Genomic DNA, 23,982 nt, shown 5'->3' with positions numbered 1-23,982 from the left:
CCGCTCAGCCCTGTACCGCCTCGTGGACCAGGCGTTTGAGTTCGGGGTAGACCGAGTGGGAGGCGGTCGGGCGGAGCTGGCTGAGGAACTGGACCGTGAGGTCGTTGCGCGGGTCGACCCAGAAGGTGGTGGTGGCGACACCGCTCCAGCCGAACGCGCCCTCGCTGGACGGGGAACGGGTCAGCTCCGGGTCCAGGACGACCGAGACCCCGAGACCGAAACCGAGACCCGCGTTGCCGGGCTCCTGGTGGAAGGGCACGCCGAAGGCGCGGCGGTCGGCGTTGCCGGGCAGGTGGTTGGCCGCCATCAGGTCGACGGTCTCCGGGCGGAGCAGCCGCACCCCGTCGAGTTCACCGCGCCGGCGCAGCAACTCGGTGAAGCGGTGGTAGTCGTGGGCGCTCGCGACCATGCCGCCGCTGCCCGACAGGAAGCGGGGCCGCCCGTGCAGCGGGAGACCGGCGACGGGCCGGATGCCTCCCTCGCCGTCCTCGCCGTACAACTCGGCCAGCCGGCCGCTCTGTTCGGCGGAGACGTGGAAGCCGGCGTCGGCCATGCCCAGCGGCCGGAAGATCCGCTCGCGCAGGACGGTGTCGAGGTCCTGGCCGGTCACCACCTCGATGACCCGGCCGAGGACGTTCGTGGCGACGGAGTAGTTCCACCGGGTGCCCGGCTCGAACTGCAGCGGCAGCCTCGCGTACACCTCGCAGGTCTCGGCCAGATCGGTGCCCGGCGCCACCGACGACTCCACCCCGGCGTCCCGGTAGAGCGCGTCGACGGGATGCGCGTGGTAGAAGCCGAAGGTCAGGCCGGCCGTGTGACTGAGCAAGTGCCGGATCAGGATGGGCTGTTCGGCCGGCCGGGTGACCGTCCCGGAACCCGAGCCGCCGGCGTACACCCGTGGTGCGGCGAAGGCCGGGAGGTGGTCGGCGAGCCGGTCGTCGAGTCGAAGGCGCCCCTCCTCGACCAGCATCAGCGCGGCGACCGAGGTCACCGGCTTGGTCATGGAGTACATCCGCCACAACGTGTCGGTCTCCACCGGAAGGCCCGCCTCGCGGTCCCGCAGGCCGTACGTGGTGAGGTGGGCGACCTGTCCGTGCCGCGCGACGCACACGAGGTAGCCGGGCAGGTGGCCGTCGTCCACCATGTGGCTGAAGTGCTGGTCGAGTCGGGCCAGCGCCTTGGCATCGAGGCCGACCGTTCCCGGATCGACCTCCTGTCGCAGTTGTCCCATGGCTCTCCTCCGGGCCGCGCCTGTCTCGTTCATCGTCCCGTACGGACGGAGGCCGTGTCGTCCGGGCTCCGGCGTGCGGTGCTCACGGTGTTCTTGTGCCCAGGAAGCCGCAGGGCGAGCAGTGTTCCGGCCGTGCAGATCGCCGCCGCTGTGACGAGCGGGAGGAAGGCGGAGCCCGGGGAGGCCGTCAGCAGCGTGGCCGCCACCGCGATCCCGAGCACCGGGCCGATGTTCATCGCCGTCTGCTGCAACCCGCCCGCCACACCGGCCGAACCTGTCGGCGCCCGCCGGACGACGACGGCGGTCGCGGTCACCATCACCGTGGCGAAACCGCCCCCCAGCAGCAGGAAGCCCGCCCCGACGGTCACGGCGTCCGACGCCGTGTCGAGCCGGGCCAGGAGCAGAACGCCGGTGGTGAGCAGCAGCGTTCCGGTCACGGTGGTCGCGCGAGCGCCGGCCCGGCGCAGCAGCGCGGCGGCGAGCGGAGCGCCGAGCACCATCGTCACGCCGGCCGGCAGGGCCCGTACACCGGTCTCCAGCGGGTCGAGCCCGAGCGTGTGCTGGAGGACGTAGCTGACCGTGAACAGGGTGCCGAACATGGCGGCGGACGCGGCGACCAGGATGCCGAGGGCCGCGCCGACGGCCGCCGAGCCGAGGACGCCGATTGGCACCAGCGGGTTCGCGGCCCGCCGTTCCCGCCGTACGAACGCGGCGCCCGCGACGGTCACCACCGCAAGTCCGAGGGCGGTCGTCCCCGTCCAGCCGGAGTCGGGAATCGCCACCAGCGTGTGCACGAGCGCGACCAGCGCCGCCGCGAGGAGACAGGCACCGGGCACGTCGAGGTCAGGGGAGGCGGTGAGGCGGGTACGGGACGCGGCCCGGTGCGCCGTCACGGCCGCCATCTCCGGGTCCGCGTTCCGTACCCTGGGCCCGCCCGCCCTGCCTGCCCCGCCAGTCCCGTCCATCCCGTCCGCCCCGACAGTCACGTCCATCCCGTCCGCCCTGCCCGTCCCGTCCGCCCCGCCCGTTCTCTCCGCCTTCGCGTCGGCCGGCGGGCGGACCGTGAGCGCCAGCGAGCCCAGCACCAGCGCGGGCAGCACGTTGAGGGTGAAGACGGCCCGCCAGCCGAACGCGCTGACCAGCGCGCCCCCGAGGAGCGGTCCCGAGGCGGCGGCCAGGCCGATGGCGCTGGTCCGCAGCGCGATGGGCATGCCGAGCCGGTCGGGCGGATACGCAGCCCGCAGCATCCCCAGCGTGGCCGGTTGCAGAAGCGCTCCGAAGACCCCCTGCGCCACCCGCAGCGCGATCACCCAGCCGATCCCGGGCGCGAGCGCGATCCCCGCGGACACCGCGCCGAACCCCAGAACGCCGAGGCCGAAGAGGCGTTGATGCCCGTGCCGGTCGCCGAGCCGGCCCGCGAACACCAGCAGACCGGCCACCGCGATGAGATAGCCGGTGCTGGTCCACTGGACCCGGGCGAACGAGGCGTGCAGATCGCGCTGGAGCGTGGGCTGCGCGACGGTGAGCACCGTGCCGTCCAGCGCGACGATCACCGCCCCGACGACGCTGCTCGCCAGCGTGACCCGCCGGTACGCCGCCACGCCCACGGTCCGCCCTCGGCCGAGGCCCCCGAAGCCGTGCGCGCTCTCCGTGCGCCGGCCGGCGCGGCCGAATCCGCGCCCGGCGGCCGTACGACGGCCAAGGCCCCCCGAACCCCGCGGGCTCACCGCTCCTCCGGCCCGAGGTGCGCGTCGAGCGCGGCCCGCAGCAGGGGAGTGAAGTCCTTTGCCCCCGTGCCGAGTTGGAGGCTGCCCCAGCCCCAGAGCTGGGCGATGCCGTGCAGGTTCGCCCACAGGGCGCCCGCGACCGTGCGGGCGTCCGCGTCGGGGCGGACAGCCGCGACGAGGTCCACCAGCACCCCGAACAACGGGAGGCTGGTCTCCCGCAGCCCCAACCGGTCGCTCTCCAGCAGATCATGACGGAACATCAGCTCGTACATCCCGCGCTGGGACAGGGCGAAGTCCAGATAGACCCCCGCCAGCGCGCCGAGCCGGGCCCGGGGACCGGCCGGGCCCTTGGCGTCCGCCCTGGCCGCGCGTGCTCCGAGGTCGGCGAACCCGCGCCGTGCGATCGCCGACAGCAGCTCCAGATGGGTCGGGAAGTAGCGGCGCGGGGCGCCGTGCGACACGCCCGCCCTGCGGGCGATCTCCCGCAGGGTCAGCGCCTGGGCGCCCTCCGCCGTCACCAGCTCGACCCCCACGTCGATCAGGCGCGCTCTCAGTCCACCGGTCTCCGCATCGCTCATAGACACTGTCTACCAGGAGGGAGTAGACAGTGTCTACCGACTGGGGCGGGGGTCACTGGGAGGGGCGGACGGGTGAAGTCGTGCCGTGGGCGGAATGGAGGCTCCCGCGCCGGGCGTTGGCACAGGCATGACTGCAGAAGAGACCCGGGACGGGACACAGGACGACCTGCTCGCACTGCTCTCCGCGTACAAGGGCGGCGTGCTCGTCACCCTCAAGAAGGACGGACGGCCCCAGCTGTCGAACGTCAGCCACTTCTACTATCCCGACGAGGGGATCATCCGCGTCTCCCTCACCGACGACCGCGCCAAGACCCGCAACCTGCGCCGGGACCCGCGGGCGTCCTACCACGTGACCAGCGACGACCGCTGGGCCTACACGGTCGTCGAGGGCACGGCCGAGCTGACCCCCGTCGCCGCGGACCCGCGAGACGAGACGGTCGAGGAACTGATCCGCGTCTACCGGGACGTCCTCGGCGAGCACTCCGACTGGGACGACTACCGGGCGGCCATGGTCCGCGACCGCCGCCTGGTCCTACGCCTGCGGGTGGAACGGGCGTACGGCATCCCCGCCCGCTGACCGCGCGGCCTCGCCCTCCGCCGAGGCCCGGGCCGTGCGGTCCTCGATCGCCCGCAGTACCGCGACCATGTCCAGGTCGCCGTGGCCGAGCGCCACGGTCTCGGCGAACAGGGCGTGGCAAGCGTCCAGCAGGGGTGAGGTCAGACCGGTGTCCCGGGCCGCCCGGGCGATCAACTCGTTGTTCTTCAGGACGTCCTGGACCGCCGCCTGGACCGTGAAGTCGCGGTCGAGAAGTTTCGGCGCCTTCATCCGGGAGACCGCGCTGGCCATCGGGCCGGCGTCCAGGACGTCCAGGAACAGCCCCGGGTCCAGGCCGTGCTGCTCGGCGAAGTGGAACGCCTCCGTCAGACCGGTCACCAGTGTGATCAGGAACAGGTTCACCGACAGTTTCATCAGCAGCGCGTTCGGAACCGCTCCGCACCCGAACGTCTCCTGGCAGAGGGGTGTGAGCAGCGGCCGTACGTCCTCCAGCGTGGCCGGGTCCCCGGCGAGCATCGCGACCAGCCTCCCCGCCTGCGCCGGGACGCGCGAGCCGGAGACGGGGACCTCGGCGTACCGGCCGCCCGCGGCGCGGACATCGGCGTCGAGACCGCGCGAGTACTCCGGTGACGTCGTCCCCATGTGGACGACGGTCCGCCCGGCGACCCGCTGAGCGAACCCGGCCGTGCCGCGCGCGAGCACCGCGTCGACGGCGGCCTCGTCGGCCAGCATCAGCAGGACCGTGTCCGCCCGCTCGAACACCTCGGCGGGCCCGTCCGCCACCTCGGCGCCCTCGGCGCCGAGGGGTTCGGCACGGGAGGCCGTGCGGTTCCAGACGACGAGGGGGATTCCCGCCCGAACCAGGTTGAGCGCCATGGGCGTGCCCATCACGCCGAGACCGATGAAACCGACGTACACCACAACCGCCTCTCCGGCCGGCGCCGGGGGCGGACCCGCCCCTCGGGGGCGCCGTGTCCACCGCCGTCTATGACAGTCGTCATAGTAGAGGGTGCTATGACAGCGGTCATAGTGGGTAGGCTGCGGCAGGCGCAGGCGCAGGCGCAGGCGCAGGCGCAGGCGGGAAGGCGCAGGCGGGCAGGCGGGCGTGGGAGGTCGGGCATGGCGGTATCCGGGCGGGGGCCGCGCGAGCGGATGGTGTTCAGCGCGGCGCAGCTCATCCGGCGCGACGGGGTGACGGCGACCGGGATGCGGGACGTCGCCGAGCACGCGGGAGCGCCGCGCGGCTCGCTCCAGCACTACTTCCCGGGCGGCAAGGAGCAGTTGGTCAACGAGGCCGTGGACTGGGCCGGCCACTACGCCGCCAGGCGGGTCGCCCGCTTCCTCGCCGCGATGGCGGAACCGACGCCCGCCGGGCTGTTCGCGGCGATGGTGCGGCAGTGGACCGACGAACTCCAGGAGACGGGCTTCGTCTCCGGCTGCCCGGTCGCCGCGGCCACCGTCGAGGGCGCCGAGTCGGCCGATTCGACCCGGGCCGCCGCGGCTGCCGCGTTCGGTCGCTGGACCCGTCCGGTCGCGGAGGCGCTCACCGGCATGGGCGTTCCCGCCGACCGCGCCGAGTCGCTCGCCACGTTGATGATCAGCGCCCTGGAGGGGGCGCTCCTCATCGCCCGGGCCGAACGCGAGGTACGCGCCCTGACCGCCGTGGCCCGCGAACTCGGACCCCTCCTCGACGCGGCGCGCGGGCGCTCCGCGCACACCGGCCGCCCCTGAACCCGGCCGGGGTGCGCGGAGCCCCCTTCAAGGGTGCCGCAGAACGGGGCGTCACGCCCCTGTGGCCGCCGGGCCGGAAGCTGACGGCCCCTCAAGTCCTGAGCGAGCAGGAGGGATACGGACGTCCCCGCATCCCTCCTGCTTCGCCGGAGCGCTGCTTCGCCGGAGCGCTGCTTCGCCGGAGCGCTGCTCCGCCGGACTACTGCCCTGCCGGCGTACTGGCGTGCCGGGTTACCGGGCCAGTCGCAGGGTGAACCCCCGGTCCACGGTGAGACGTGGTGTGCTCACCGTGGTCACCTTGGTCCCGCTGTCGTAGGACCACGCCGTGCGGGGCAGCGGGCGGCCGTCGAGGAGCACCCGCCGGGGCGCCGACTCGCCGTGCACGGTGAAGCGGTACGCGCGGGAGGCGACCTTGTCCCGGTAACTTCCCTTGCTGGCACCGACGTTGACGGTGGTCAGGGTCCGCCCGGCGTCGACCGTGACGCGCTGGGTCGCCGAGGCGCCCTCGGTGAAGTGCCGGGTCACCCCGTCGTCCTCGTACAGCGTGTAGTCGCTGTGACCCCGCGGATACAGGTCCCAGTCCAGTTCGTGCCGGTCACGGGTCTGCCAACTCGTCGTGCCCTTGGGCCACATGGGGACGACCGAGCCGCCCTTCACGAACAGGGGCAGGGTGTCGAGCGGGGCGTGGTAGCCGTTGACGGTGGTCGGGCCCTGGTAGGTGCGGCCGGTCCAGTAGTCCGTCCAGGTGCCCTTGGGCAGGTAGATGCCGTCGCGGGTGTCGGTGTCCTTGTACACGGGCGCGACCAGGAAGTCGGGGCCCGCGAGGAACTCGTACCTGGCGTCCGCGCCGAGCGTCTTCGGATCGTCCGGGTACTCCAGCCAGAGCGGGCGCACGGCGCCGACGCCGGTCTTCGCCGCCTCGGCGGACAGCGTGTACATGTAGGGGAGCAGCCGCTCCTTGAGCTGGAGGTACTTGCGGTTGACGGAGGTGTACGGCTCCCCGTCCAGCCAGGGCTGCTGATCGGCCGGTTTGCCGGTGGTGATGTCCGAGGCCCAGCCGTCCATGGTCATGATGGCCGGCAGGAACGCCTTCCACTGAAGGTCGCGCGCGTACATCTTCGGGTCGTGGCTGTAGATGGAGCCCACGTCACCGGTGTTGTACGCGATACCCGACATCGTGGCCCCGGCGTAGGTGGGGATCTGCCAGCGGATGTAGTCCCAGGACAGCTTCTGGTCCCCGCTCCACAGGACACCGCAGCGCTGGGCGCCCGCCCAGGACACCGGCAGCCAGACGAAGCCGCGGGCGTCGCTGTTCTCCTCGATCCCGGCCTTCGCCTTGTCGCAGGCGTCGAGTGCGAAGCCGTAGCCGTTGCCGACCCAGGCCACGTCGAGTTTCGCCACCCGCTGGCCGGCCTTCACCTGGTCGGCGAGCTTGTCGATGCCGTCCTGGGTCCACAGCCCGAGCTGGGCGTTGTGCTCGTTCAGGCCCTTCGCGGTCTGCTCCAGGTTCTCGTAGCCGCAGCCGTATCCGTCGTTGACGAGCATCCAGCCGAGCGGCATGTCGTGCTCGGTGTAGCCGTCGGCGACCTTCAGGGCGTCGAGGGTGTGCCGCTCGCCGCGGTTGGCGTTGTGCAGATAGCAGTCGGAGTCGCCCGGTTCGAGGCCGTACACCGGCGGCATGAACGGCTTGCCCACCAGTGCCGTGTACTTCCCGATGACCTTCTTGGCGTCGCCGAGGAAGTAGTAGGCGTCCAGGCGCCGTTCCTGCTGGCCGGTGCGCACCGGCGCGCCGAAGTCGTACACCCCGGGTGCGAAGGTGTTCCGGAAGACGCCGTATCCCGCGCTGGAGAGGTAGAAGGGCTGGGAGTTGTTGTAACCGCCCTCGTTCCAGTTGAAGTTGTTCGCCACGTACATGGTCCGGTCGCGGTGGGCGAAGGAGCCGTTCTGTTCGCCGCCGCCGAAGAACTGCTCGTCGGCGCCCCGGGTCAGGCTCTGCCGCATCCCGCTGGTGGACCAGCGCAGCGGCTTGTCCTCCTGCCAGATCCGGGTGCGGTTGTCGGTCTTGTAGAGGCCGAAGCGCAGCGGTTTCTTGTAGACCCGCAGGACGGCGTCGGGGGAGCGGACGCCGTAGTAGTCGCCCGCGTCGAACGAGGTTGTACGGGTCTGCCGGGCGGGCTGCTCGCGGACGATCGCGCTGCCCGCCGGATCACTGAACGTGCCGGACGGGTCCGCCCGCAGACGGAGCTGACCGCCCTTCAGGAAGTCGGCCCGGGCCTTCAGGTCCCCGGCGGCGACGGTGTAGCTGCCGTTGCCGCCGCTGAACGAGGTCAGGTCGCCGGCGTCCGTGGTCCGCGGCAGGTAGACCTTCCCGGTGTAGCCGTTGTCGTGCACGTCGTAGGGCACGACCAGCACGTGGTAGGTCCCCGACGCGTTCGGGATCACGGTGGCCTCGGGGTCGGCGGTGCCGGCGCTGGAGGCGACCTCCTTGCCCGCGTCGTCGTAGACGTACAGGTCGAAGTCGTCGGTGGGGTGCTGCCACTCGATCGAGATGGGAACCCCGCCCTCGGGGTTGTCCGCCCAGTACCCCTGCGGGACGTCGACGTCGACGTCGAAACGGTCGCAGACCTTGCTCTCGGGGTCCTCGGCGGCGGACGGACAGTCCTCGGTGCCGCCCGAGGTGCCCTTCGGATAGACGGGACTCTGCCAGGTGACGCTCGGGTGGGCGGTGTCGAGAACGGCACTCGCCGGGGTCGCCGCGAGCGCCGGGCCCGCGGGGGCGCTGAGAAGGGTGACGGCCAGGGCGGTGGCCAGCCCCGCCACGGCCCAGGAACGGTGTCGGAGTCTTCGCACGGTACGTATCTCCACTCGACGGATTCGAACCAGGTGCTGCACCGGCCAACAGCCTGATGCTTGCTCATGCTTGAACAGTCGTCATTCCGCGCAACTTCGAGCATGAAGGGTCACAGGCTTTGCGGAAGCTGTCAACGGTGGGAACGCGGTGCCGGAGGGGACGTACAGGAGCGAAGCGAGGTGATCCGCGAGTGGGGAAACGGCTCGACCGGTCGCGGCTGCCGTCCGGACCGGTCGCGGCCACCGTCCGGACCCGTCGCGGCCACCATCCGGACCGGTCGCGGCTGCCGTGCCGCCCGACCGCGGCGCGTGGCCCGGCGTCCGTGATGTGGACCGGTGCTTGTCCCTGCCCGTCCACTCCTGCGAAGATCCGTGCTCATGACAAACATGGCGGGAACCGGGGGCACGTCCGTCCTGCTCGTGGCCCGTCGCCATGTCGACCAGTGCCGCCAGTCCAGCGCGCTGTGTCGCTGACGCATCCGGCCCGCCGGCGCCGCTGACGCCTCCGTCCCGCCGCCGTCGGGCACCCCGGGCGGAACCCCGGCTCCGCCGAGCCTGCCGCCGCCGAGTTGGACGCCGTCCCGCCTCCCCGGCGCACCGGCGCGTCCCGCACACCCCGGGATTCCCGGCCAGACCTGACCGTCCCTGACCCGCATCCCGCGCGGGACCGTTCCGTCGTTCCGTCGGCCGAGAGACCCGGCCGAGAGATCCGGCCGAGAGACCGGGCCGGCGGACCCGGCCCGCGCGGGATGGCATCCCGGTGCCCGGGGCCGACCGCCCCGCCGCCCGTCCACCGCCGGTGGTCCACCCCGGGCGGCGCACACCCTCCTCATCCGAACGGACCTCTCCATGCCGCGATCCCCGCTGTTCCCGCGCGCCGCCCTGCTCGGCGCCGCCTGCCTGCTCGCGCTGGCGACCGCCACCCCGACGGCCTCGGCCGACCCCGCCCTCGGCCCGCTCCCGCCGCACAACCCCTACACGGGACCCCAGGGCACCGCGACCATGCACGGCGACACCGGCTCCTCCGACGCCACCCCGCTCCCCGGCCCGGGCGCCGGTTCCCTGACCTCGCGGCGCGTCGCCCTCCAGTCCGCCTGCCCGACCGTGCTCGTCGGCTCCGACGGCTACCCGGTCGCCCTGTGCACCCCGATCCTCGGACGGGTCCCCACCGTCCACCTGCTCGACCCCGCCACCGGCAATTCCCTCGCCGAACTCCCCATCGCCAAGGGCTCGTTGCTCGGCGGTGTCTACGCCTACCTGGACGACCAGGACCAGTTGGTCGCGGTGGACGGCGACCGGAGTCTGCTGCGTATCGCGCACCGCAGGAACGCGTCGGGCGGCTGGGAGCTGTACGTGGCCCGGTCGCTGTCGCTCCGGGGGGCCGTGCCCGACGGGGACGCGGTCACCGGCCTCTCGCCGGACTGGCGGGGCCGGGTCTGGTTCGCCACCGGCGGCGGTGTGGTCGGCACCGCCGACGACCGCACCGACACCGTCCACGCGCTGTCGCTGCCCGCGGGGGAGCGGGTCGACAACTCGATCTCGACCGCCCCGGCCGGCGCGGCGGTCGCCACCAGCCACGCCACCTACCTGCTCACCGCCGACGAGGACGGGACCCCGGCCATCGCGTGGCGCCGGGCGTACGACCGCGGTCCCGCCCGCAAGCCCGGCCAGCTCAGCTGGGGCACCGGCTCGACGCCCACCTTCTTCGGTCCCGGCACCGGCACCGACTACGTCACCGTCGTCGACAACGCGGCACCCACCGAGAACCTGCTCGTCTACCGGACCGACACCGGCGCCCGGATCTGCTCCGTCCCCGTCCTGAAGGCCGGCGGCAGCGGCAGCGAGAACTCCCCGATCGGCGTGGGCGGTTCGGTGTTCGTGGCCAGTACCTACGGCTACCCCTACCCCGCGCTGCCCGACGACGCCGGTCCCTCCACCCCGGCCTCCGCCGACTTCAAGGGCGGTCTGAGCCGTGTCGACGTCCGCGCGGACGGCTCGGGCTGCGACCTGAAGTGGGACAACACCGTGCGCTCGTCGGCCGTTCCCCGGCTGTCGACCGCCGACGGACTCATCCACACCGTGATCCGCACGCCGGCCGTCCCGTTCACGAATACGACCTCGATCCTCGACTCGTTCTTCTACGCCGAGATCGACCCGGCGACCGGCAAGACCGTCCGCACCCGCTACCTCGGCACCAGCTCCCTGTTCGACACCCTTCAGATGGTCGGCTCGATAGCGCCGGGCGGGGTCGTCTACCAGGGCACCATCACCGGGGTCGTACGCATCGCCAACGACTGACAGTCGGCGGCGGACGGCGGACGGCTGTCGGCTATGTCGGCTGACGTCTGACGGCGAAGAGGCCCTGGGCCACCCATCCGGGCGGCCCAGGGCCTCTTCGGTCTCCGCGGCGCGGGAGAAGTCAGCTCGCCTTCTCGACGGCGTGGCCGCCGAACTGGTTGCGCAGCGCGGCGATCATCTTCATCTGCGGCGAGTCGTCCTGGCGGGAGGCGAAACGCGCGAAGAGGGAGGCGGTGATGGCGGGCAGCGGGACGGCGTTGTCGATGGCCGCCTCGACGGTCCAGCGGCCCTCGCCGGAGTCGTCGGCGTGGCCGCGCAGCTTGTCGAGGTGCTCGTCGCCGTCCAGGGCGTTGACCGCGAGGTCGAGCAGCCAGGAGCGGATGACGGTGCCTTCCTGCCAGGAGCGGAAGACCTCGCGCACGTCGGTGACGGAGTCGACCTTCTCCAGCAGCTCCCAGCCCTCGGCGTAGGCCTGCATCATGGCGTACTCGATGCCGTTGTGGACCATCTTGGAGAAGTGCCCGGCGCCGACCTTGCCGGCGTGCACGAAGCCGAAGTCGCCCTCCGGCTTGAGGGCGTCGAAGACCGGCCGCACCTTGGCTATGTTCTCGGCGTCGCCGCCGACCATCAGCGCGTAGCCGTTCTTCAGGCCCCACACGCCGCCGGAGACACCGGCGTCGACGAAGCCGATGCCCTTGGCCGCCAGCTCCTCGGCGTGCTTTTCGTCGTCGGTCCAGCGGGAGTTGCCGCCGTCCACCACCGTGTCGCCGGGCTCCAGCAGGTCGCCCAGCTCGTCGATGACGGTCTGGGTGGGGGCGCCGGCCGGCACCATCACCCAGACCACACGCGGGCCTTCGAGCTTGCTCACGAGTTCGGCGAGGCTGTTGACGTCGGCGAGGTCCGGGTTGCGGTCGTAGCCGATGACGGTGTGGCCGGCGCGGCGTATGCGCTCGCGCATGTTGCCGCCCATCTTGCCGAGACCGATGAGTCCGAGCTGCATGTCAGTTCACTTCTTCCCGAGAGAGCGGTAGGTCGCCACGAGGGCGGTCGTGGAGGGGTCGAGGCCGGGCACGTCGGTGCCGTCGGTGAGGGCGGGTTCGATGCGTTTGGCGAGGACCTTGCCGAGTTCGACGCCCCACTGGTCGAAGGAGTCGATGTTCCACACCGCGCCCTGGACGAACACCTTGTGCTCGTACAGGGCGATCAACTGGCCCAGCACCGACGGCGTCAGCTCACCGGCGAGGATCGTGGTGGTGGGATGGTCACCGCGGAACGTCTTGTGCGCGACCAGTTCCTCCGGCACTCCCTCCGCCCGCACCTCCTCCGGCGTCTTCCCGAACGCCAAAGCCTGCGTCTGGGCGAAGAAGTTCGCCATCAGCAGGTCGTGCTGGCCCTTCAGCGTCCCGCTCAGCTCACCCACCGGATTCGCGAACCCGATGAAGTCCGCCGGGATCAGCTTCGTGCCCTGATGGATCAACTGGTAGTACGCGTGCTGCCCGTTGGTCCCCGGCGTCCCCCACACCACCGGACCCGTCTGCCACGCCACCGCACGCCCCTGCCGGTCCACCGACTTGCCGTTGGACTCCATGTCCAACTGCTGCAGATACGCCGTGAACCGCGACAGATAATGCGAGTACGGCAACACCGCGTGCGACTGCGCGTCATGGAAGTTCCCGTACCAGATCCCCAACAACCCCAGAATCAACGGAGCGTTGGCCTCCGCCGGAGCGGTACGGAAATGCTCGTCCACCAGACGGAAACCGTCCAGCATCTCCCGGAACCGGTCCGGACCGATCGCGATCATCAACGACAGACCGATCGCCGAGTCGAACGAGTACCGGCCCCCCACCCAGTCCCAGAACTCGAACATGTTCGCCGTGTCGATCCCGAAATCGGCGACCTTCCCCGCATTGGTCGACAACGCCACGAAATGCCGCGCCACCGCCTCCGGACCCGCCTTCAGCCCCGCCAGCAGCCACTCCCGCGCCGAGGTGGCATTCGTGATCGTCTCGATCGTGGTGAACGTCTTCGACGCGATGACGAACAGCGTCTCCGCCGGATCAAGCCCCCGCAACGCCTCGTGGAGATCCGCCCCGTCCACGTTCGACACGAACCGCAGCACAAGACCCCGGTCGGTGAACGGGCGCAGCACCTCGTAGGCCATCGCCGGACCCAGGTCCGAACCGCCGATGCCGATGTTCACCACATTGCGGATCGGCTGCCCCGTGTGACCGGTCCACTCACCCGAACGCACCCGCGCCGCGAAAGCCGCCATCTTGTCCAGGACCGCGTGCACGGCCGGGACCACGTTCTCCCCGTCGACCTCCACGACCGCGTCCGACGGCGCCCGCAACGCGGTGTGCAGCACCGCCCGCCCCTCCGTCGTGTTGATCTTCTCGCCCCGGAACATCGCGTCCCGCAACCCGAACACATCCGTCGCGGAGGCGAGTTCCCGGAGCAGGGCGAGCGTCTCGTCCGTGATCAGATGCTTGGAGTAGTCGATGTGCAGGTCACCGACCCGCACGACATAGCGTTCGGCGCGCCCGGGGTCGGCGGCGAACAGGTCGCGCAGGTGCGGCTTGAGCAGCGTCGTCGCGCGGTGGTCCTCCAGGGCCACCCACTCCGGACGGCGTGTCAGCTCGGGAACGTCAGGCACGGGAGGTCTCCTTGGTGCCCTCGCCCCGCAGGGCGACGGCGTACATCTCGTCCGCGTCGAGGCGGCGCAGTTCCTCGGCGATCAGCTCGGAGGTCGAGCGCACCTTCAGCGCCAGGGTGCGCGGCGGCTGCCCGGGCAGGGACAGCGTGGCGAGCGGCCCGTCGGGACGGTCGATCACGATCTCGCCGCTCTTGGTGCCGAGCCGTACCGCGGTCACCACGGGGCCGGCGGTGACGACCCGCGCGGCCTTCACCTTCAGGCGCGCCTCCAGCCAGCGGGCGAGCAGTTCGGCGCTCGGGTTCTGCGCCTCGCTCTCGACGGTCGCCGAGATCACCTTTGTACGGGCCTGGTCGAGGGCCGCCGCCAGCATCGAGCGCCACGGCGTCAGCCGGGTCCACGCCAGGTCGGTGTCGCCCGGCGCGTAGGAGGCGGCGCGGGCGTCCAGGGCGCGCAGCGGGTCCTCGACGGCGTACATGTCGGTGATCCGGCGCTGCGCGAGCGCGCCCAGCGGGTCCTTGACCGGGTTGTCCGGCGCGTCCACCGGCCACCAGACGACGACCGGCGCGTCCGGCAGCAGCAGCGGCAGGACCACGGAGTCGGCGTGGTCGGACACCTCGCCGTAGGTCCGCAGGACGACCGTCTCGCCGGTGCCCGCGTCGGAGCCGACCCGCACCTCCGCGTCGAGGCGGGAGTTGGTGCGGTCGCGCGGGGTGCGGGCGACGCGCTTGATGACCACCAGGGTCCGCGAGGGGTGCTCGCGGGACGCCTCCTCGGCCGCCTTGATGGCGTCGTAGGCGTTCTCCTCGTCGGTCACGATGACCATCGTCAGGACCATGCCCACGGCGGGGGTGCCGATGGCCCGGCGCCCCTGCACGAGCGCCTTGTTGATCTTGCTTGCCGTGGTGTCGGTCAGGTCGATCTTCATGGCCTGCGCCAGCTCCGTCCGTCTCGTGCGAGCATCTCGTCGGCTTCCTTCGGGCCCCAACTGCCCGAGGAGTACTGCGCGGGCTTGCCGTGCGCGTCCCAGTACCCCTCGATCGGGTCGAGGATCTTCCAGGACTCTTCCACCTCCTGGTGACGGGGGAAGAGATTGGCGTCGCCGAGCAGGACATCCAGGATCAGCCGTTCGTACGCCTCCGGGCTGGACTCGGTGAACGACTCGCCGTACGCGAAGTCCATGGTGACGTCCCGGATCTCCATCGAGGTACCCGGCACCTTCGATCCGAAGCGCACCGTCATGCCCTCGTCCGGCTGGACGCGGATGACGATCGCGTTGGCGCCGAGTTCCTCGGTGGCCGTGGAGTCGAACGGGGAGTGCGGGGCGCGCTGGAAGACCACCGCGATCTCGGTGACCCGGCGGCCGAGGCGCTTGCCGGTGCGCAGGTAGAACGGGACGCCCGCCCAACGGCGGTTGTCGACCTGGAGCTTGACGGCCGCGTAGGTGTCGGTCGTCGAGGCGGGGTCGATGCCGTCCTCCTGGAGGTAACCGCGCACCCGCTCGCCGCCCTGCCAGCTCGCCGCGTACTGGCCGCGCACGGTGTGCTCGCCCAGGTTCTCCGGCAGCTTCACCGCCCGCAGCACCTTGAGCTTCTCGGTGAGCAGCGACTCGGCGTCGAACGCGGCCGGCTCCTCCATGGCGGTCAGCGCCATGAGCTGGAGCAGGTGGTTCTGGATGACGTCACGGGCCGAGCCGATGCCGTCGTAGTAGCCGGCCCGGCCGCCGATGCCGATGTCCTCGGCCATGGTGATCTGGACGTGGTCGACGTACGACCGGTTCCAGATGGGCTCGTACATCTGGTTGGCGAAGCGGAGCGCCAGGATGTTCTGGACGGTCTCCTTCCCCAGGTAGTGGTCGATCCGGAACACCTGGTCCGGGTCGAACACCTCGTGCACGATCTTGTTCAGCTCGCGCGCGCTCTTCAGGTCGTGGCCGAACGGCTTCTCGATGACCGCGCGGCGCCAGGACCCCTCCGGGGCGTCCGCCAGCCCGTGCTTCTTGAGCTGCTGGACGACCTTCGGGAAGAACTTCGGCGGCACCGACAGATAGAACGCGTAGTTGCCGCTGGTGCCCTGCGAGGAGTCCAACTCCTCGACGGCCTCCCGCAGTTGCTCGAACGCGCCGTCGTCGTCGAAGTCGCCCGGGATGAACCGCATGCCCTCGGCGAGCTGCTGCCAGACCTCCTCGCGGAACTCGGTGCGCGCGTGCTCGCGCACCGAGTCGTGCACGACCTGGGCGAAGTCCTGGTCCTCCCACTCACGCCGGGCGAACCCGAGGAGCGAGAAACCCGGCGGCAGCAGGCCCCGGTTGGCGAGGTCGTACACGGCCGGCATCAGCTTCTTGCGGGACAGGTCGCCGGTCACACCGAAGATGACGAGCCCGGAGGGGCCCGCGATCCGCGGGAGGCGGCGGTCGCGCGCGTCGCGCAGCGGGTTGTCCCACTCGGTGGCCGGGACGACGCCGAGCGCCTCGGCGAGCGCCTCCTCGGGCGTCAGGCCGGACGGTTCCACGGGCGTGTCACCGGATCCCTGCGGCGCGGCGGCCGCATCCGCCGGGGCGGTGTCGGAAGGTGCTCCACGCTTGGTCATTCCCCCTCGACTCCCTTGCCGCGCAGCGAGGCGGCGACCGCCTCCAGCAGGTCCTCCCACGCCACCTCGAACTTCGCGACGGCCTCGGTCTCCAGCTGTCCCACGACCTCGTCGTAGGAGATCCCGAGCGCCTCGACGGCGGCCAGGTCGGCCCGCGCCTGGGCGTAGCCGCCGGTCACCGTGTCACCGTGGATGTCGCCGTGGTCGGCGGTCGCGTTCAGCGTCGCCTCCGGCATGGTGTTCACCGTGCCCGGCGCGACCAGCTCGTCCACGTACAGGGTGTCCTTGTACGAGGGGTCCTTCACGCCCGTGGACGCCCACAGCGGGCGCTGCTTGTTGGCGCCGGACGGGGCGAGCGCGGTCCAGCGGGCACCGGCGAACACCTCCTCGTAGGCCTCGTAGGCGAGCCGCGCGTTGGCGAGCGCCGCCCGGCCCCTGAGCGCGAGGGCCTCGTCGGTGCCCATCTTGGCTAGCCGCTTGTCGATCTCGGCGTCGACCCGGGAGACGAAGAAGGAGGCGACGGAGTGGATGCCGGCCAGGTCGATGCCCGCGGCCTCCGCCTTCTCCAGGCCCGCCAGGTAGGCGTCCATGACCGCGCGGTAGCGCTCCAGGGAGAAGATCAGCGTCACGTTCACGCTGATGCCGAGGCCGATGACCTCGGTGATCGCCGGGAGACCCGCCGGTGTCGCCGGGATCTTGATCATGACGTTCGGGCGGTCGACCAGCCAGGCGAGCTGCTTGGCCTCGGCGATGGTGGCGGCCGTGTCGTGGGCGAGACGGGGGTCGACCTCGATGGAGACCCGGCCGTCACGCCCGCCGGTCGTCTCGAACACCGGGCGCAGGATGTCGGCGGCGGCGCGCACGTCCGCGGTCGTCATCATGCGGACGGCCTCGTCCACCGTCACCTTGCGGACGGCGAGGTCGGCGAGCTGCTCCTCGTAGCCCTCGCCGGAGCCGATCGCCGCCTGGAAGATGGACGGGTTGGTGGTCACGCCCACCACATGGCGGCTTTCGACGAGTTCGGCCAGGTTGCCGGACTCGATGCGCTTGCGGGACAGGTCGTCCAGCCAGATGGACACGCCTTCGTCGGAGAGGCGCTTCAGGGTTACCGCGGTCGCGGTTGCTTCGGTCACAGTGATCATCTTCCTTGGTACGAACGGATCAACCGCGCAGGGCGGCAACGGATTCCCGCGCGGCGGCGGCGACGTTCTCGGCGGTGAAGCCGAACTCGGCGAACAGCGTCCCGGCGTCGGCGGAGGCGCCGAAGTGCTCCAGCGAAACAATGCGTCCTGCGTCACCGACGTAGCGGTACCAGGTCAGACCGATGCCGGCCTCGACCGCCACGCGGGCCTTCACGGACGGCGGAAGGACACGCTCGCGGTACTCCGCGGGCTGCTCCTCGAACCACTCGACGGACGGCATCGACACGACACGCGTGCCAAGGCCCTCGGCCTCCAGCCGCTCGCGCGCCTCGACGGCGAGCTGCACCTCGGAGCCGGTGGCGATGAGGAGGACGTCCGGGGTCTCGGTGGAGGAGTCCCGCAGGACGTAACCGCCGCGCGCCGCGTCCGGGTTCGCCGGGTAGGTCGGCACGCCCTGGCGGGTGAGGGCCAGACCGTGCGGGGCCGGGTTGGTGGCGTGTCGGCGCAGGATCTCGGCCCAGGCGATCGTGGTCTCGTTGGCGTCGGCCGGGCGGACGACGTTCAGGCCCGGGATGGCCCGCAGCGAGGCCAGGTGTTCGACCGGCTGGTGGGTGGGACCGTCCTCGCCGAGGCCGATCGAGTCGTGCGTCCACACGTAGGTGACCGGGAGCTGCATCAGCGCGGACAGCCGGACGGCGTTGCGCATGTAGTCGGAGAACACCAGGAAGGTGCCGCCGTAGATACGGGTGTTGCCGTGCAGCGCGATGCCGTTCATCTCGGCGGCCATGGAGTGCTCGCGGATGCCGAAGTGCACGGTGCGGCCGTACGGGTCGGCCTCCGGCAGCGGGTTGCCCTCCGGCAGGAACGAGGACGTCTTGTCGATGGTGGTGTTGTTCGAGCCGGCCAGGTCGGCGGAGCCGCCCCACAGCTCGGGGAGCACGTCGCCGAGCGCCTGGAGGACCTTGCCGGAGGCGGCGCGGGTGGCGACGGAGGTGCCTTCCTCGAACACCGGCAGCGCGGCCTCCCAGCCCTCGGGGAGCTGGCCCGCCACGATCCGGTCGAACAGCCGCGCCCGCTCGGGGTTGGCAGTGCGCCAGGCGCCGATCCGCTTGTCCCAGGCGGCGTGCGCCTCGGCGCCCCGGTCGAGGGCCTGGCGGGCGTGGGCCAGCACCTCCGCGTCGACCTGGAAGTGCCGCTCCGGGTCGAAGCCGAGGAGGCGCTTGGTGGCGGCGATCTCCTCGGCGCCGAGCGCGGAGCCGTGCGAGGCCTCGGTGTTCTGCGCGTTGGGCGCGGGCCAGGCGATGATCGTGCGCATCGCGATGATGGAGGGCCGCCCGGTCTCGGCCTTGGCCGCGGTGAGCGCGGTGTGCAGAGCGCGCACGTCGATGTCGCCGCCGAGGGCGGGCTCGATGCGCTGCACATGCCAGCCGTAGGCCTCGTAGCGCTTGAGGACGTCCTCCGAGAAGGCGGTCGCGGTGTCGCCCTCGATGGAGATGTGGTTGTCGTCGTAGACGAAGACGAGGTTGCCGAGCTTCTGGTGGCCGGCGAGCGAGGACGCCTCGGCGGAGATGCCCTCCTCCAGGTCGCCGTCGGAGACGATCGCCCAGATGGTGTGGTCGAAGGGGGACTCGCCCTCGGGGGCCTCGGGATCGAAGAGGCCGCGCTCGTAGCGGGCGGCCATCGCCATGCCGACCGCGTTGGCGACGCCCTGCCCGAGCGGGCCGGTCGTGGTCTCGACGCCCGCCGTGTGCCCGTACTCCGGGTGGCCCGGGGTCTTCGAACCGTGCGTGCGGAAGGCCTTCAGGTCGTCGAGGGTCAGCTCGTAGCCGGACAGGAAGAGCTGGGTGTACAGGGTCAGCGAGGTGTGGCCGGGGGAGAGGACGAAGCGGTCGCGTCCGGTCCACTCCGGGTCCGCCGGGTCGTGACGCATCACCTTCTGAAAGAGCGTGTACGCCGCCGGGGCCAGGCTCATCGCGGTGCCGGGGTGGCCGTTGCCCACCTTCTGGACGGCGTCGGCGGCCAGGATACGGGCGGTATCGACGGCCCGGCGGTCCAGCTCGGTCCAGGTGAAGCCGTCGGAGCTGTGCGTACTCATCTTCAAGAAGTCCTCACGGGAGGGGTCGTCGCTGGTCGAACGCCTTCAAACCTAAAAGTCTGACTTTTGCCGGGGAAGGTGCCCGTGTGTCAGCCTTCGGTGAAAGTGGGACACGCAGAGTCGTGGCGAGCCGACGCGAGAAGGACATGGCAGACAGAACCACCCAAGGCGGAACCGCCGGCCGAGGCGGGACCGCAGGCGAGGGCGGCGCCCACGACGGGATCAGGACGTTCCCCTTCCCGGCCGACCTGAGCCTCTCCGGCGTCGGCATGCAGGTCGGCGCGATGGGCACCGGCCGCACCTGGCACGCGGAAGCCCCGCTGGAGCGCGTGCACCGCATCGACTTCCACGTCGTGATGGTCTTCAGCGAGGGCCCCGTACGGCACATGATCGACTTCGCCGAGTACGAGGCCGGAGCGGGCGACGTGCTGTGGATCAGGCCTGGCCAGGTGCACCGCTTCTCCAGCACCGACCGCTACCGGGGCACCGTCCTGACCATGCAGCCCGGCTTCCTGCCCCGCGCGACCGTCGAGGCGACCGGCCTGTACCGCTACGACCTGCCCCCGCTGCTGCGCCCCGACCCGGCCCGGCTGGCCGCCCTGCGCCACGCGCTCGACCAGTTGGAACGCGAGTACGTCGACACCACCACGCTCCCGCTCAGCCTGCACACCTCGGTGCTGCGGCACGCGCTCACCGCGTTCCTGCTCCGCCTCGCCCATCTCGCGGCCAGTTCCGCCGAGGCGGCCCGGGAACACACCGACACCACCTTCACCCGATTCCGGGACGCCGTCGAGAAGGACTTCGCCACCAACCACAGCGTCAGCGCCTACGCCGACGGGCTCGGCTACTCGCGCCGCACCCTGGTCCGCGCGGTACGCGCCGCCACCGGCGAGACGCCCAAGGGGTTCATCGACAAGCGGGTGGTCCTGGAGGCCAAGCGGCTTCTCGCCCACACCGAGATGCCGATCGGGCGCATCGGGGCCGCCGTCGGCTTCCCGGACGCGGCGAACTTCTCCAAGTTCTTCCAGCAGCACACCGGGGCGACCCCGGTGGCCTTCCGCGCCGAACTGCGCTGACGCGCGGTGCCGACGCGCGGAGAGGGCCGGACCACGCGGTACACCGTGGTCCGCCCCCCTTCCGTATGGCCGCTCAGTGACCGAAGTCGAACCAGTTGACGTTCACGAAGTCGGCCGGCTGGCCGCTGCTGAAGGTCAGATAGACGTCGTGCGTCCCGGTGACGGAGCCGATGTTCGCCGGCACGGTCCGCCAGGACTGCCAGCCGCCGGTGTTGCCGACCGCGAAACTGCCCACCGGAGTCGCCGTCCGGCTGTCGAGCCGCACCTCGACGAGTCCGCTGACCCCCGCGCCCGCCCCGCTCGCCACCCGTCCGTAGAACTGCTTGGCCGCGCTGGAACCGAAGTTGACGCCCTTGTAGAAGGCGTAGTCGCCGTTCGCGATGGAGCTGATGTTCTGGCCGCCGCCGGTGTCGGTGGTGGTCTCCGTGCCGACCCCCGACTGCCCGTCGTACGACTCGGCCTGGATGGCGCTGTACGCGTCACGGTTGCCGGTGGGCGGCGGGGTCGTCCCGCCGCCACCGCCGCCGCCCGACTGGAGGACCTGGACGTAGTCGACCACGAGCGGGTGGCCGGGGACCGTGCCGCCGTCGGGGCCGCCGCCGAAGGCGCCCGGGAAACCGCCGCCCATCGCGACGTTCAGGATCAGGAAGTAGCCGTGGTTGGTGGCGTTCGCCCAGGTGGTCGCGTCGACCTGGTTGGCCCGCACCGTGTGGAAGTTGACGCCGTCGAGGTAGAAGCGGATCTCCTCGGGGCTCTTCGACCGGTCCCACTCCATCGCGTACGTGTGGAAGCCGGCCTGGCAGGTCGTGCCGGCACAGGGCGTGTTGCCGCCGATGCCGGTGGTCTCGTTGCAGGGGCCGCCCGGGTTGGTACCGCAGTGCATCGTGGCCCACTCGGTGTTGAGGCCCTGCACGTTCTCCATGATGTCCAGCTCGCCGACGGCCGGCCAGTTCTGGTAGTTGCCCCGGTAGGGCGCCCCGAGCGCCCAGAAGGCGGGCCAGTAGCCCTTGGCCGCGGCGCCGGTCACGTTCGGCATCTGGAGCCGTGACTCGACGCGGAGCTTGCCGCCCGCGGGCGGCTGGAAGTCGGTGCGCTTGGTCTCGATACGGCCCGAGGTCCAGTTGCCGGCGGCGTCGCGGCGCGGGGTGATCAGCAGGTTGCCGTTGCCGTCCAGGGCGACGTTGTTGGTGCTGGAGGTCATCGTCTCGACCTCGCCGGTGCCCCAGTTGGGGGCGCCGCCCGGATAGCTGGTGCCCGTGTCGTACTGCCAGTTGGCGGTGTTGACGCCGGTTCCCGCCGCGCCGTTGAAGTCGTCCAGGAAGACCTGGGACCAGCCGGAGGGGGGAGTGGGGGCGGAGGCGTTCGCGGGGAGGGTGGCCGCCGTCGCGGCGGCCGCGGCCAGACTCAGCGTGCCGAGCACGGCGACGAGGACACGCCGCAGGGAGCCGCGTCTGACGGGTGTGCCGGAGGTTTCACTCATGGGTGCCTCTTCGGGTACGGGTGTGGGGTACGCGCGGGTGGGGGGTGAGAGCGCTCCCACGACGATCTGAGAGCGCTCTCAACGAAGCTGCGCGGCCAATGTGCTCTCTGCCACCGGGACCGTCAAGAGGTGAAGCCGAGAAAGTCCTTGCGGGGCAAGGGAGTTCAGGCGATGAAAGGGGATACGGCGGTCGGGGCGCCGACGGGATGCGGGCGGTCCGAGGGCGGAGTGTGCCGGCCGCGGGCGGCCGACCGATGGGTTTTCGGCGCGGCGGGGGTCTACCTCTTGGACGTACCCACTTCTGGCGAGGAGCCCGCGATGAGCGACACCCGAGGTCTCACCACCTGCCTGTGGTTCGACGGCAACGCGCAGGACGCGGCGGAGTACTACCTGTCCGTCTTCAAGAACTCCGCCCGAGGCCGCACCCTGCACTACACGAACGCCGGACCCGGCCCGGCCGGATCGGTCCTCACCGTCGAGTTCGAGCTGAACGGGCAGCGGTTCCCGGAGCGCGCGGAGCGCGCGACGCGGGCGATGTACGCGATGAAGAAAATCGACCTGGCGGCGGTACGGAGGGCGCACGCCGGGGAGTAGGCGGGGCGGTGGCCGGAGGCGCCGGGGGAGGTGGAGGCGGCCGGTGTGCCGGGAGGCGACGGCGCGCCCGGAGGTGCTCGGCGTGCCTGGAGGCGACGGTGTGCCCGGAGGTGCCCGGAGGCGACGGGGTGCCCGGTGTGCCGGGAGGCGACCGGCGGCCTGGAGGCGTCCGGAGGTGCCGGTGTGCCTGGAGGCGTCCGGAGGTGCCCGGTGTGCCGCTGAGGCCCGCCGGCGACACCTTCGCCGGGCTGTGCGCCGCGAGCCCGCTTCCCCCGCCGAGCCGCGTCACCCCCTCGACGGCGGCTGACGCGACTCCAGGGTGCCGCCCCGCCCCCCCCGCTACCCCAGCCGGTACGAGTAGACCGACGTCGCCACGGCGCACACGCCCGGCTGGACGACCTCGGTGCGCAGTGTTCCGGTCGCCGGGTCGTAGTCGACGCCTTCCGCCTCGTACGTGCCCTGGCACAGACCGCGCTGCGGCAGGGCGAAGAGGCTGGTCACACGGCCGGTGACCGGGCCGCCGTCGAGTGCGTGGTCGAGGTCGACCTGGAGCAGTGGCCGGTCCTCGGGGAAGAGGGTGCGGGAGCCGTCGTCCGAGGCGCACAGCAGCCGGGTGGCGGTCGCGAAGTCGCAGCCCTGGACGTCCCGGACCGGTCTGTCCAGGCTGATCTGCCCGGCCTGGGGGAGGGTGCCGCCGGTGCGCGGGGTCGACGGGTTGAGGAGCGGCGCGGGGAACACCTGGAGGCGGTCCTGGTCGCCCCACTCTCCCGACACCAGCCACTGCCCGTCGGGCGACACCGTGGCGAAGGAGTTGTTCAGCTTCTCGCCCGGGTCGAGCGGGTGGACGTACTCGTAGCGCTTCCCGGCCGGGGTGGTGACCGCGAACATCTTGGAGGTCGCCGAGTCGGGCCCCTGGTAGGCGTCGAAGACGTGCCCCTGGGCGATGTCGGGGTCGCCCACGTGGTTCCACCCCTTGATCCGCAGACCGAGGGGGATGGTGGCGAGCCCGCGGTGCAGCAGCGACCCGTCCGCACGGCTCGCCAGCCCCTGGCCGCCGCTCAGCATGTCCACGTACGAGGTGCCGGTCTCGGTCCACACGGGCCCGCCGGCCGCCGCGGCAGATGTACCCAGCCCAACCGAGAACGCCCCCAACAAGCAAGCCAGAGGCAGGAGATGACGCTTCATCAGCAACCTTCCGCGACGCGTGACGGACACCGGGTGGCATGGAATCACGGGAGCGGCGCCGCGCGTAGGGCCCTGGACCACTTGTGGGGAGCGCGCCGACCGGCTAGGGCGTGTCGTTTGGATCATGTGGCGGGTCGCGGGGCAGGGCACGCACTCCCCCAAGCTCTTCGAGCAGGGGGTACCCCCAGCGGCGTTGT

Annotated in this window: 18 protein-coding genes and 1 pseudogene; 6 read left to right on the top strand and 13 right to left on the bottom strand. The window is 71.5% G+C overall.

Going from position 1 to position 23,982, the window contains the following annotated elements; all coding sequences use genetic code 11:
- Positions 1-4: 4 nt before the first annotated feature.
- The 3 genes from AB0912_RS30270 to AB0912_RS30260 all read right to left on the bottom strand — a co-directional run bounded on the left by AB0912_RS30270 (position 5) and on the right by AB0912_RS30260 (position 3,536).
- Positions 5-1,231 (bottom strand): serine hydrolase domain-containing protein, encoded by a 1,227-nt coding sequence (locus tag AB0912_RS30270; protein WP_366705424.1) that lies wholly within the window; start codon positions 1,229-1,231, stop codon positions 5-7.
- 29 nt (positions 1,232-1,260) lie between these two features.
- Positions 1,261-2,832 (bottom strand): MFS transporter, encoded by a 1,572-nt coding sequence (locus AB0912_RS30265; RefSeq protein WP_366705422.1) that lies wholly within the window; start codon positions 2,830-2,832, stop codon positions 1,261-1,263.
- A 122-nt stretch (positions 2,833-2,954) separates the two neighbouring features.
- Positions 2,955-3,536: a TetR/AcrR family transcriptional regulator gene (locus AB0912_RS30260; RefSeq protein ID WP_366705420.1), complete on the bottom strand. Its 582-nt coding sequence runs from the start codon at positions 3,534-3,536 to the stop codon at positions 2,955-2,957.
- A gap of 127 nt (positions 3,537-3,663) precedes the next feature.
- Here AB0912_RS30260 and AB0912_RS30255 point away from each other — a divergent pair, with 127 nt between their 5' ends.
- Entirely contained in the window at positions 3,664-4,113 is a 450-nt protein-coding gene (locus AB0912_RS30255; RefSeq protein WP_366705418.1) for a PPOX class F420-dependent oxidoreductase, read from the top strand.
- Here AB0912_RS30255 and AB0912_RS30250 read toward each other — a convergent pair.
- Positions 4,069-5,010, bottom strand: coding sequence for an NAD(P)-dependent oxidoreductase (locus AB0912_RS30250; RefSeq protein ID WP_366705458.1), 942 nt, complete (start codon positions 5,008-5,010; stop codon positions 4,069-4,071). The genes AB0912_RS30255 and AB0912_RS30250 overlap by 45 nt on opposite strands.
- Before the next feature lie 201 nt (positions 5,011-5,211).
- On the opposite strand from AB0912_RS30250, the gene AB0912_RS30245 reads away from it, so the two are divergent.
- Complete coding sequence (locus AB0912_RS30245; protein ID WP_366705416.1) at positions 5,212-5,823, top strand: TetR/AcrR family transcriptional regulator; 612 nt, start codon at positions 5,212-5,214, stop codon at positions 5,821-5,823.
- A 327-nt stretch (positions 5,824-6,150) separates the two neighbouring features.
- On the opposite strand, the pseudogene AB0912_RS30240 reads toward AB0912_RS30245, so the two are convergent.
- Positions 6,151-8,181 (bottom strand): annotated as a pseudogene (locus AB0912_RS30240) (TIM-barrel domain-containing protein); the annotation flags it as partial.
- An 870-nt stretch (positions 8,182-9,051) separates the two neighbouring features.
- Between AB0912_RS30240 and AB0912_RS30235 the strand changes: the two are divergent.
- Both AB0912_RS30235 and AB0912_RS30230 read left to right on the top strand, forming a co-directional pair.
- On the top strand, positions 9,052-9,147 hold the full coding sequence (locus tag AB0912_RS30235) for a putative leader peptide (RefSeq protein ID WP_366705414.1): 96 nt from the start codon (positions 9,052-9,054) through the stop codon (positions 9,145-9,147).
- A 375-nt stretch (positions 9,148-9,522) separates the two neighbouring features.
- Entirely contained in the window at positions 9,523-10,971 is a 1,449-nt protein-coding gene (locus AB0912_RS30230; RefSeq protein ID WP_366705412.1) for a hypothetical protein, read from the top strand.
- A 121-nt stretch (positions 10,972-11,092) separates the two neighbouring features.
- Here the strand turns inward: AB0912_RS30230 and gnd are convergent, their stop codons facing one another.
- Genes gnd through tkt form a run of 6 tightly spaced genes read right to left on the bottom strand, consistent with a single transcriptional unit; the run spans position 11,093 to position 19,450 of the window.
- Positions 11,093-11,971: a phosphogluconate dehydrogenase (NAD(+)-dependent, decarboxylating) gene (gene gnd / locus AB0912_RS30225; RefSeq protein WP_366705410.1), complete on the bottom strand. Its 879-nt coding sequence runs from the start codon at positions 11,969-11,971 to the stop codon at positions 11,093-11,095.
- A gap of 6 nt (positions 11,972-11,977) precedes the next feature.
- A complete protein-coding gene (pgi, locus tag AB0912_RS30220; protein ID WP_366705408.1) occupies positions 11,978-13,627 on the bottom strand; it encodes a glucose-6-phosphate isomerase in 1,650 nt (549 codons plus the stop codon).
- Entirely contained in the window at positions 13,620-14,552 is a 933-nt protein-coding gene (gene opcA, locus AB0912_RS30215) for a glucose-6-phosphate dehydrogenase assembly protein OpcA (protein WP_366705406.1), read from the bottom strand. Before opcA ends, pgi begins: the two co-directional genes overlap by 8 nt.
- Positions 14,549-16,213, bottom strand: coding sequence for a glucose-6-phosphate dehydrogenase (gene zwf / locus AB0912_RS30210; protein ID WP_366705404.1), 1,665 nt, complete (start codon positions 16,211-16,213; stop codon positions 14,549-14,551). Before zwf ends, opcA begins: the two co-directional genes overlap by 4 nt.
- Positions 16,210-17,355: a transaldolase gene (gene tal, locus AB0912_RS30205; RefSeq protein WP_366705402.1), complete on the bottom strand. Its 1,146-nt coding sequence runs from the start codon at positions 17,353-17,355 to the stop codon at positions 16,210-16,212. Before tal ends, zwf begins: the two co-directional genes overlap by 4 nt.
- Positions 17,356-17,374: 19 nt before the next feature.
- Positions 17,375-19,450 carry a transketolase gene (gene tkt / locus AB0912_RS30200; protein WP_366705400.1) on the bottom strand — a complete coding sequence of 692 codons (2,076 nt, stop codon included), beginning with the start codon at positions 19,448-19,450 and terminating at the stop codon, positions 17,375-17,377.
- Between the two features lie 146 nt (positions 19,451-19,596).
- On the opposite strand from tkt, the gene AB0912_RS30195 reads away from it, so the two are divergent.
- The gene (locus AB0912_RS30195) at positions 19,597-20,526 is read left to right on the top strand and encodes an AraC family transcriptional regulator (RefSeq protein ID WP_366705398.1); all 930 of its coding nucleotides are present in this window, start codon (positions 19,597-19,599) and stop codon (positions 20,524-20,526) included.
- Between the two features lie 73 nt (positions 20,527-20,599).
- Here the strand turns inward: AB0912_RS30195 and AB0912_RS30190 are convergent, their stop codons facing one another.
- Positions 20,600-22,006, bottom strand: coding sequence for a glycoside hydrolase family 16 protein (locus AB0912_RS30190; RefSeq protein WP_366705396.1), 1,407 nt, complete (start codon positions 22,004-22,006; stop codon positions 20,600-20,602).
- Positions 22,007-22,324: 318 nt separating this feature from the next.
- Here AB0912_RS30190 and AB0912_RS30185 point away from each other — a divergent pair, with 318 nt between their 5' ends.
- Positions 22,325-22,600: a VOC family protein gene (locus AB0912_RS30185; protein WP_366705394.1), complete on the top strand. Its 276-nt coding sequence runs from the start codon at positions 22,325-22,327 to the stop codon at positions 22,598-22,600.
- 339 nt (positions 22,601-22,939) lie between these two features.
- Here the strand turns inward: AB0912_RS30185 and AB0912_RS30180 are convergent, their stop codons facing one another.
- On the bottom strand, positions 22,940-23,785 hold the full coding sequence (locus tag AB0912_RS30180; RefSeq protein ID WP_366705392.1) for a hypothetical protein: 846 nt from the start codon (positions 23,783-23,785) through the stop codon (positions 22,940-22,942).
- Positions 23,786-23,982: the final 197 nt, after the last annotated feature.

This window comes from Streptomyces sp. NPDC007084, from assembly GCF_040703595.1.
Lineage (GTDB): Bacteria > Actinomycetota > Actinomycetes > Streptomycetales > Streptomycetaceae > Streptomyces.
Note: the sequence above shows the minus strand (reverse complement) of the source record. Positions and strands in the feature narration are given on the sequence as shown.

Excerpts from the sequence above, each read along its gene's own strand:
- AB0912_RS30270 (WP_366705424.1), bottom strand. The coding sequence starts at position 1,231 with ATGGGACAACTGCGACAGGAGGTCGATCCGGGAACGGTCGGCCTCGAT.
- AB0912_RS30260 (WP_366705420.1), bottom strand. The coding sequence starts at position 3,536 with ATGAGCGATGCGGAGACCGGTGGACTGAGAGCGCGCCTGATCGACGTG.
- AB0912_RS30255 (WP_366705418.1), top strand. The coding sequence starts at position 3,664 with ATGACTGCAGAAGAGACCCGGGACGGGACACAGGACGACCTGCTCGCA.
- AB0912_RS30245 (WP_366705416.1), top strand. The coding sequence starts at position 5,212 with ATGGCGGTATCCGGGCGGGGGCCGCGCGAGCGGATGGTGTTCAGCGCG.
- AB0912_RS30235 (WP_366705414.1), top strand. The coding sequence starts at position 9,052 with ATGACAAACATGGCGGGAACCGGGGGCACGTCCGTCCTGCTCGTGGCC.
- AB0912_RS30230 (WP_366705412.1), top strand. The coding sequence starts at position 9,523 with ATGCCGCGATCCCCGCTGTTCCCGCGCGCCGCCCTGCTCGGCGCCGCC.
- gnd (WP_366705410.1), bottom strand. The coding sequence starts at position 11,971 with ATGCAGCTCGGACTCATCGGTCTCGGCAAGATGGGCGGCAACATGCGC.
- opcA (WP_366705406.1), bottom strand. The coding sequence starts at position 14,552 with ATGAAGATCGACCTGACCGACACCACGGCAAGCAAGATCAACAAGGCG.
- zwf (WP_366705404.1), bottom strand. The coding sequence starts at position 16,213 with ATGACCAAGCGTGGAGCACCTTCCGACACCGCCCCGGCGGATGCGGCC.
- tal (WP_366705402.1), bottom strand. The coding sequence starts at position 17,355 with ATGATCACTGTGACCGAAGCAACCGCGACCGCGGTAACCCTGAAGCGC.
- tkt (WP_366705400.1), bottom strand. The coding sequence starts at position 19,450 with ATGAGTACGCACAGCTCCGACGGCTTCACCTGGACCGAGCTGGACCGC.
- AB0912_RS30195 (WP_366705398.1), top strand. The coding sequence starts at position 19,597 with ATGGCAGACAGAACCACCCAAGGCGGAACCGCCGGCCGAGGCGGGACC.
- AB0912_RS30190 (WP_366705396.1), bottom strand. The coding sequence starts at position 22,006 with ATGAGTGAAACCTCCGGCACACCCGTCAGACGCGGCTCCCTGCGGCGT.
- AB0912_RS30185 (WP_366705394.1), top strand. The coding sequence starts at position 22,325 with ATGAGCGACACCCGAGGTCTCACCACCTGCCTGTGGTTCGACGGCAAC.
- AB0912_RS30180 (WP_366705392.1), bottom strand. The coding sequence starts at position 23,785 with ATGAAGCGTCATCTCCTGCCTCTGGCTTGCTTGTTGGGGGCGTTCTCG.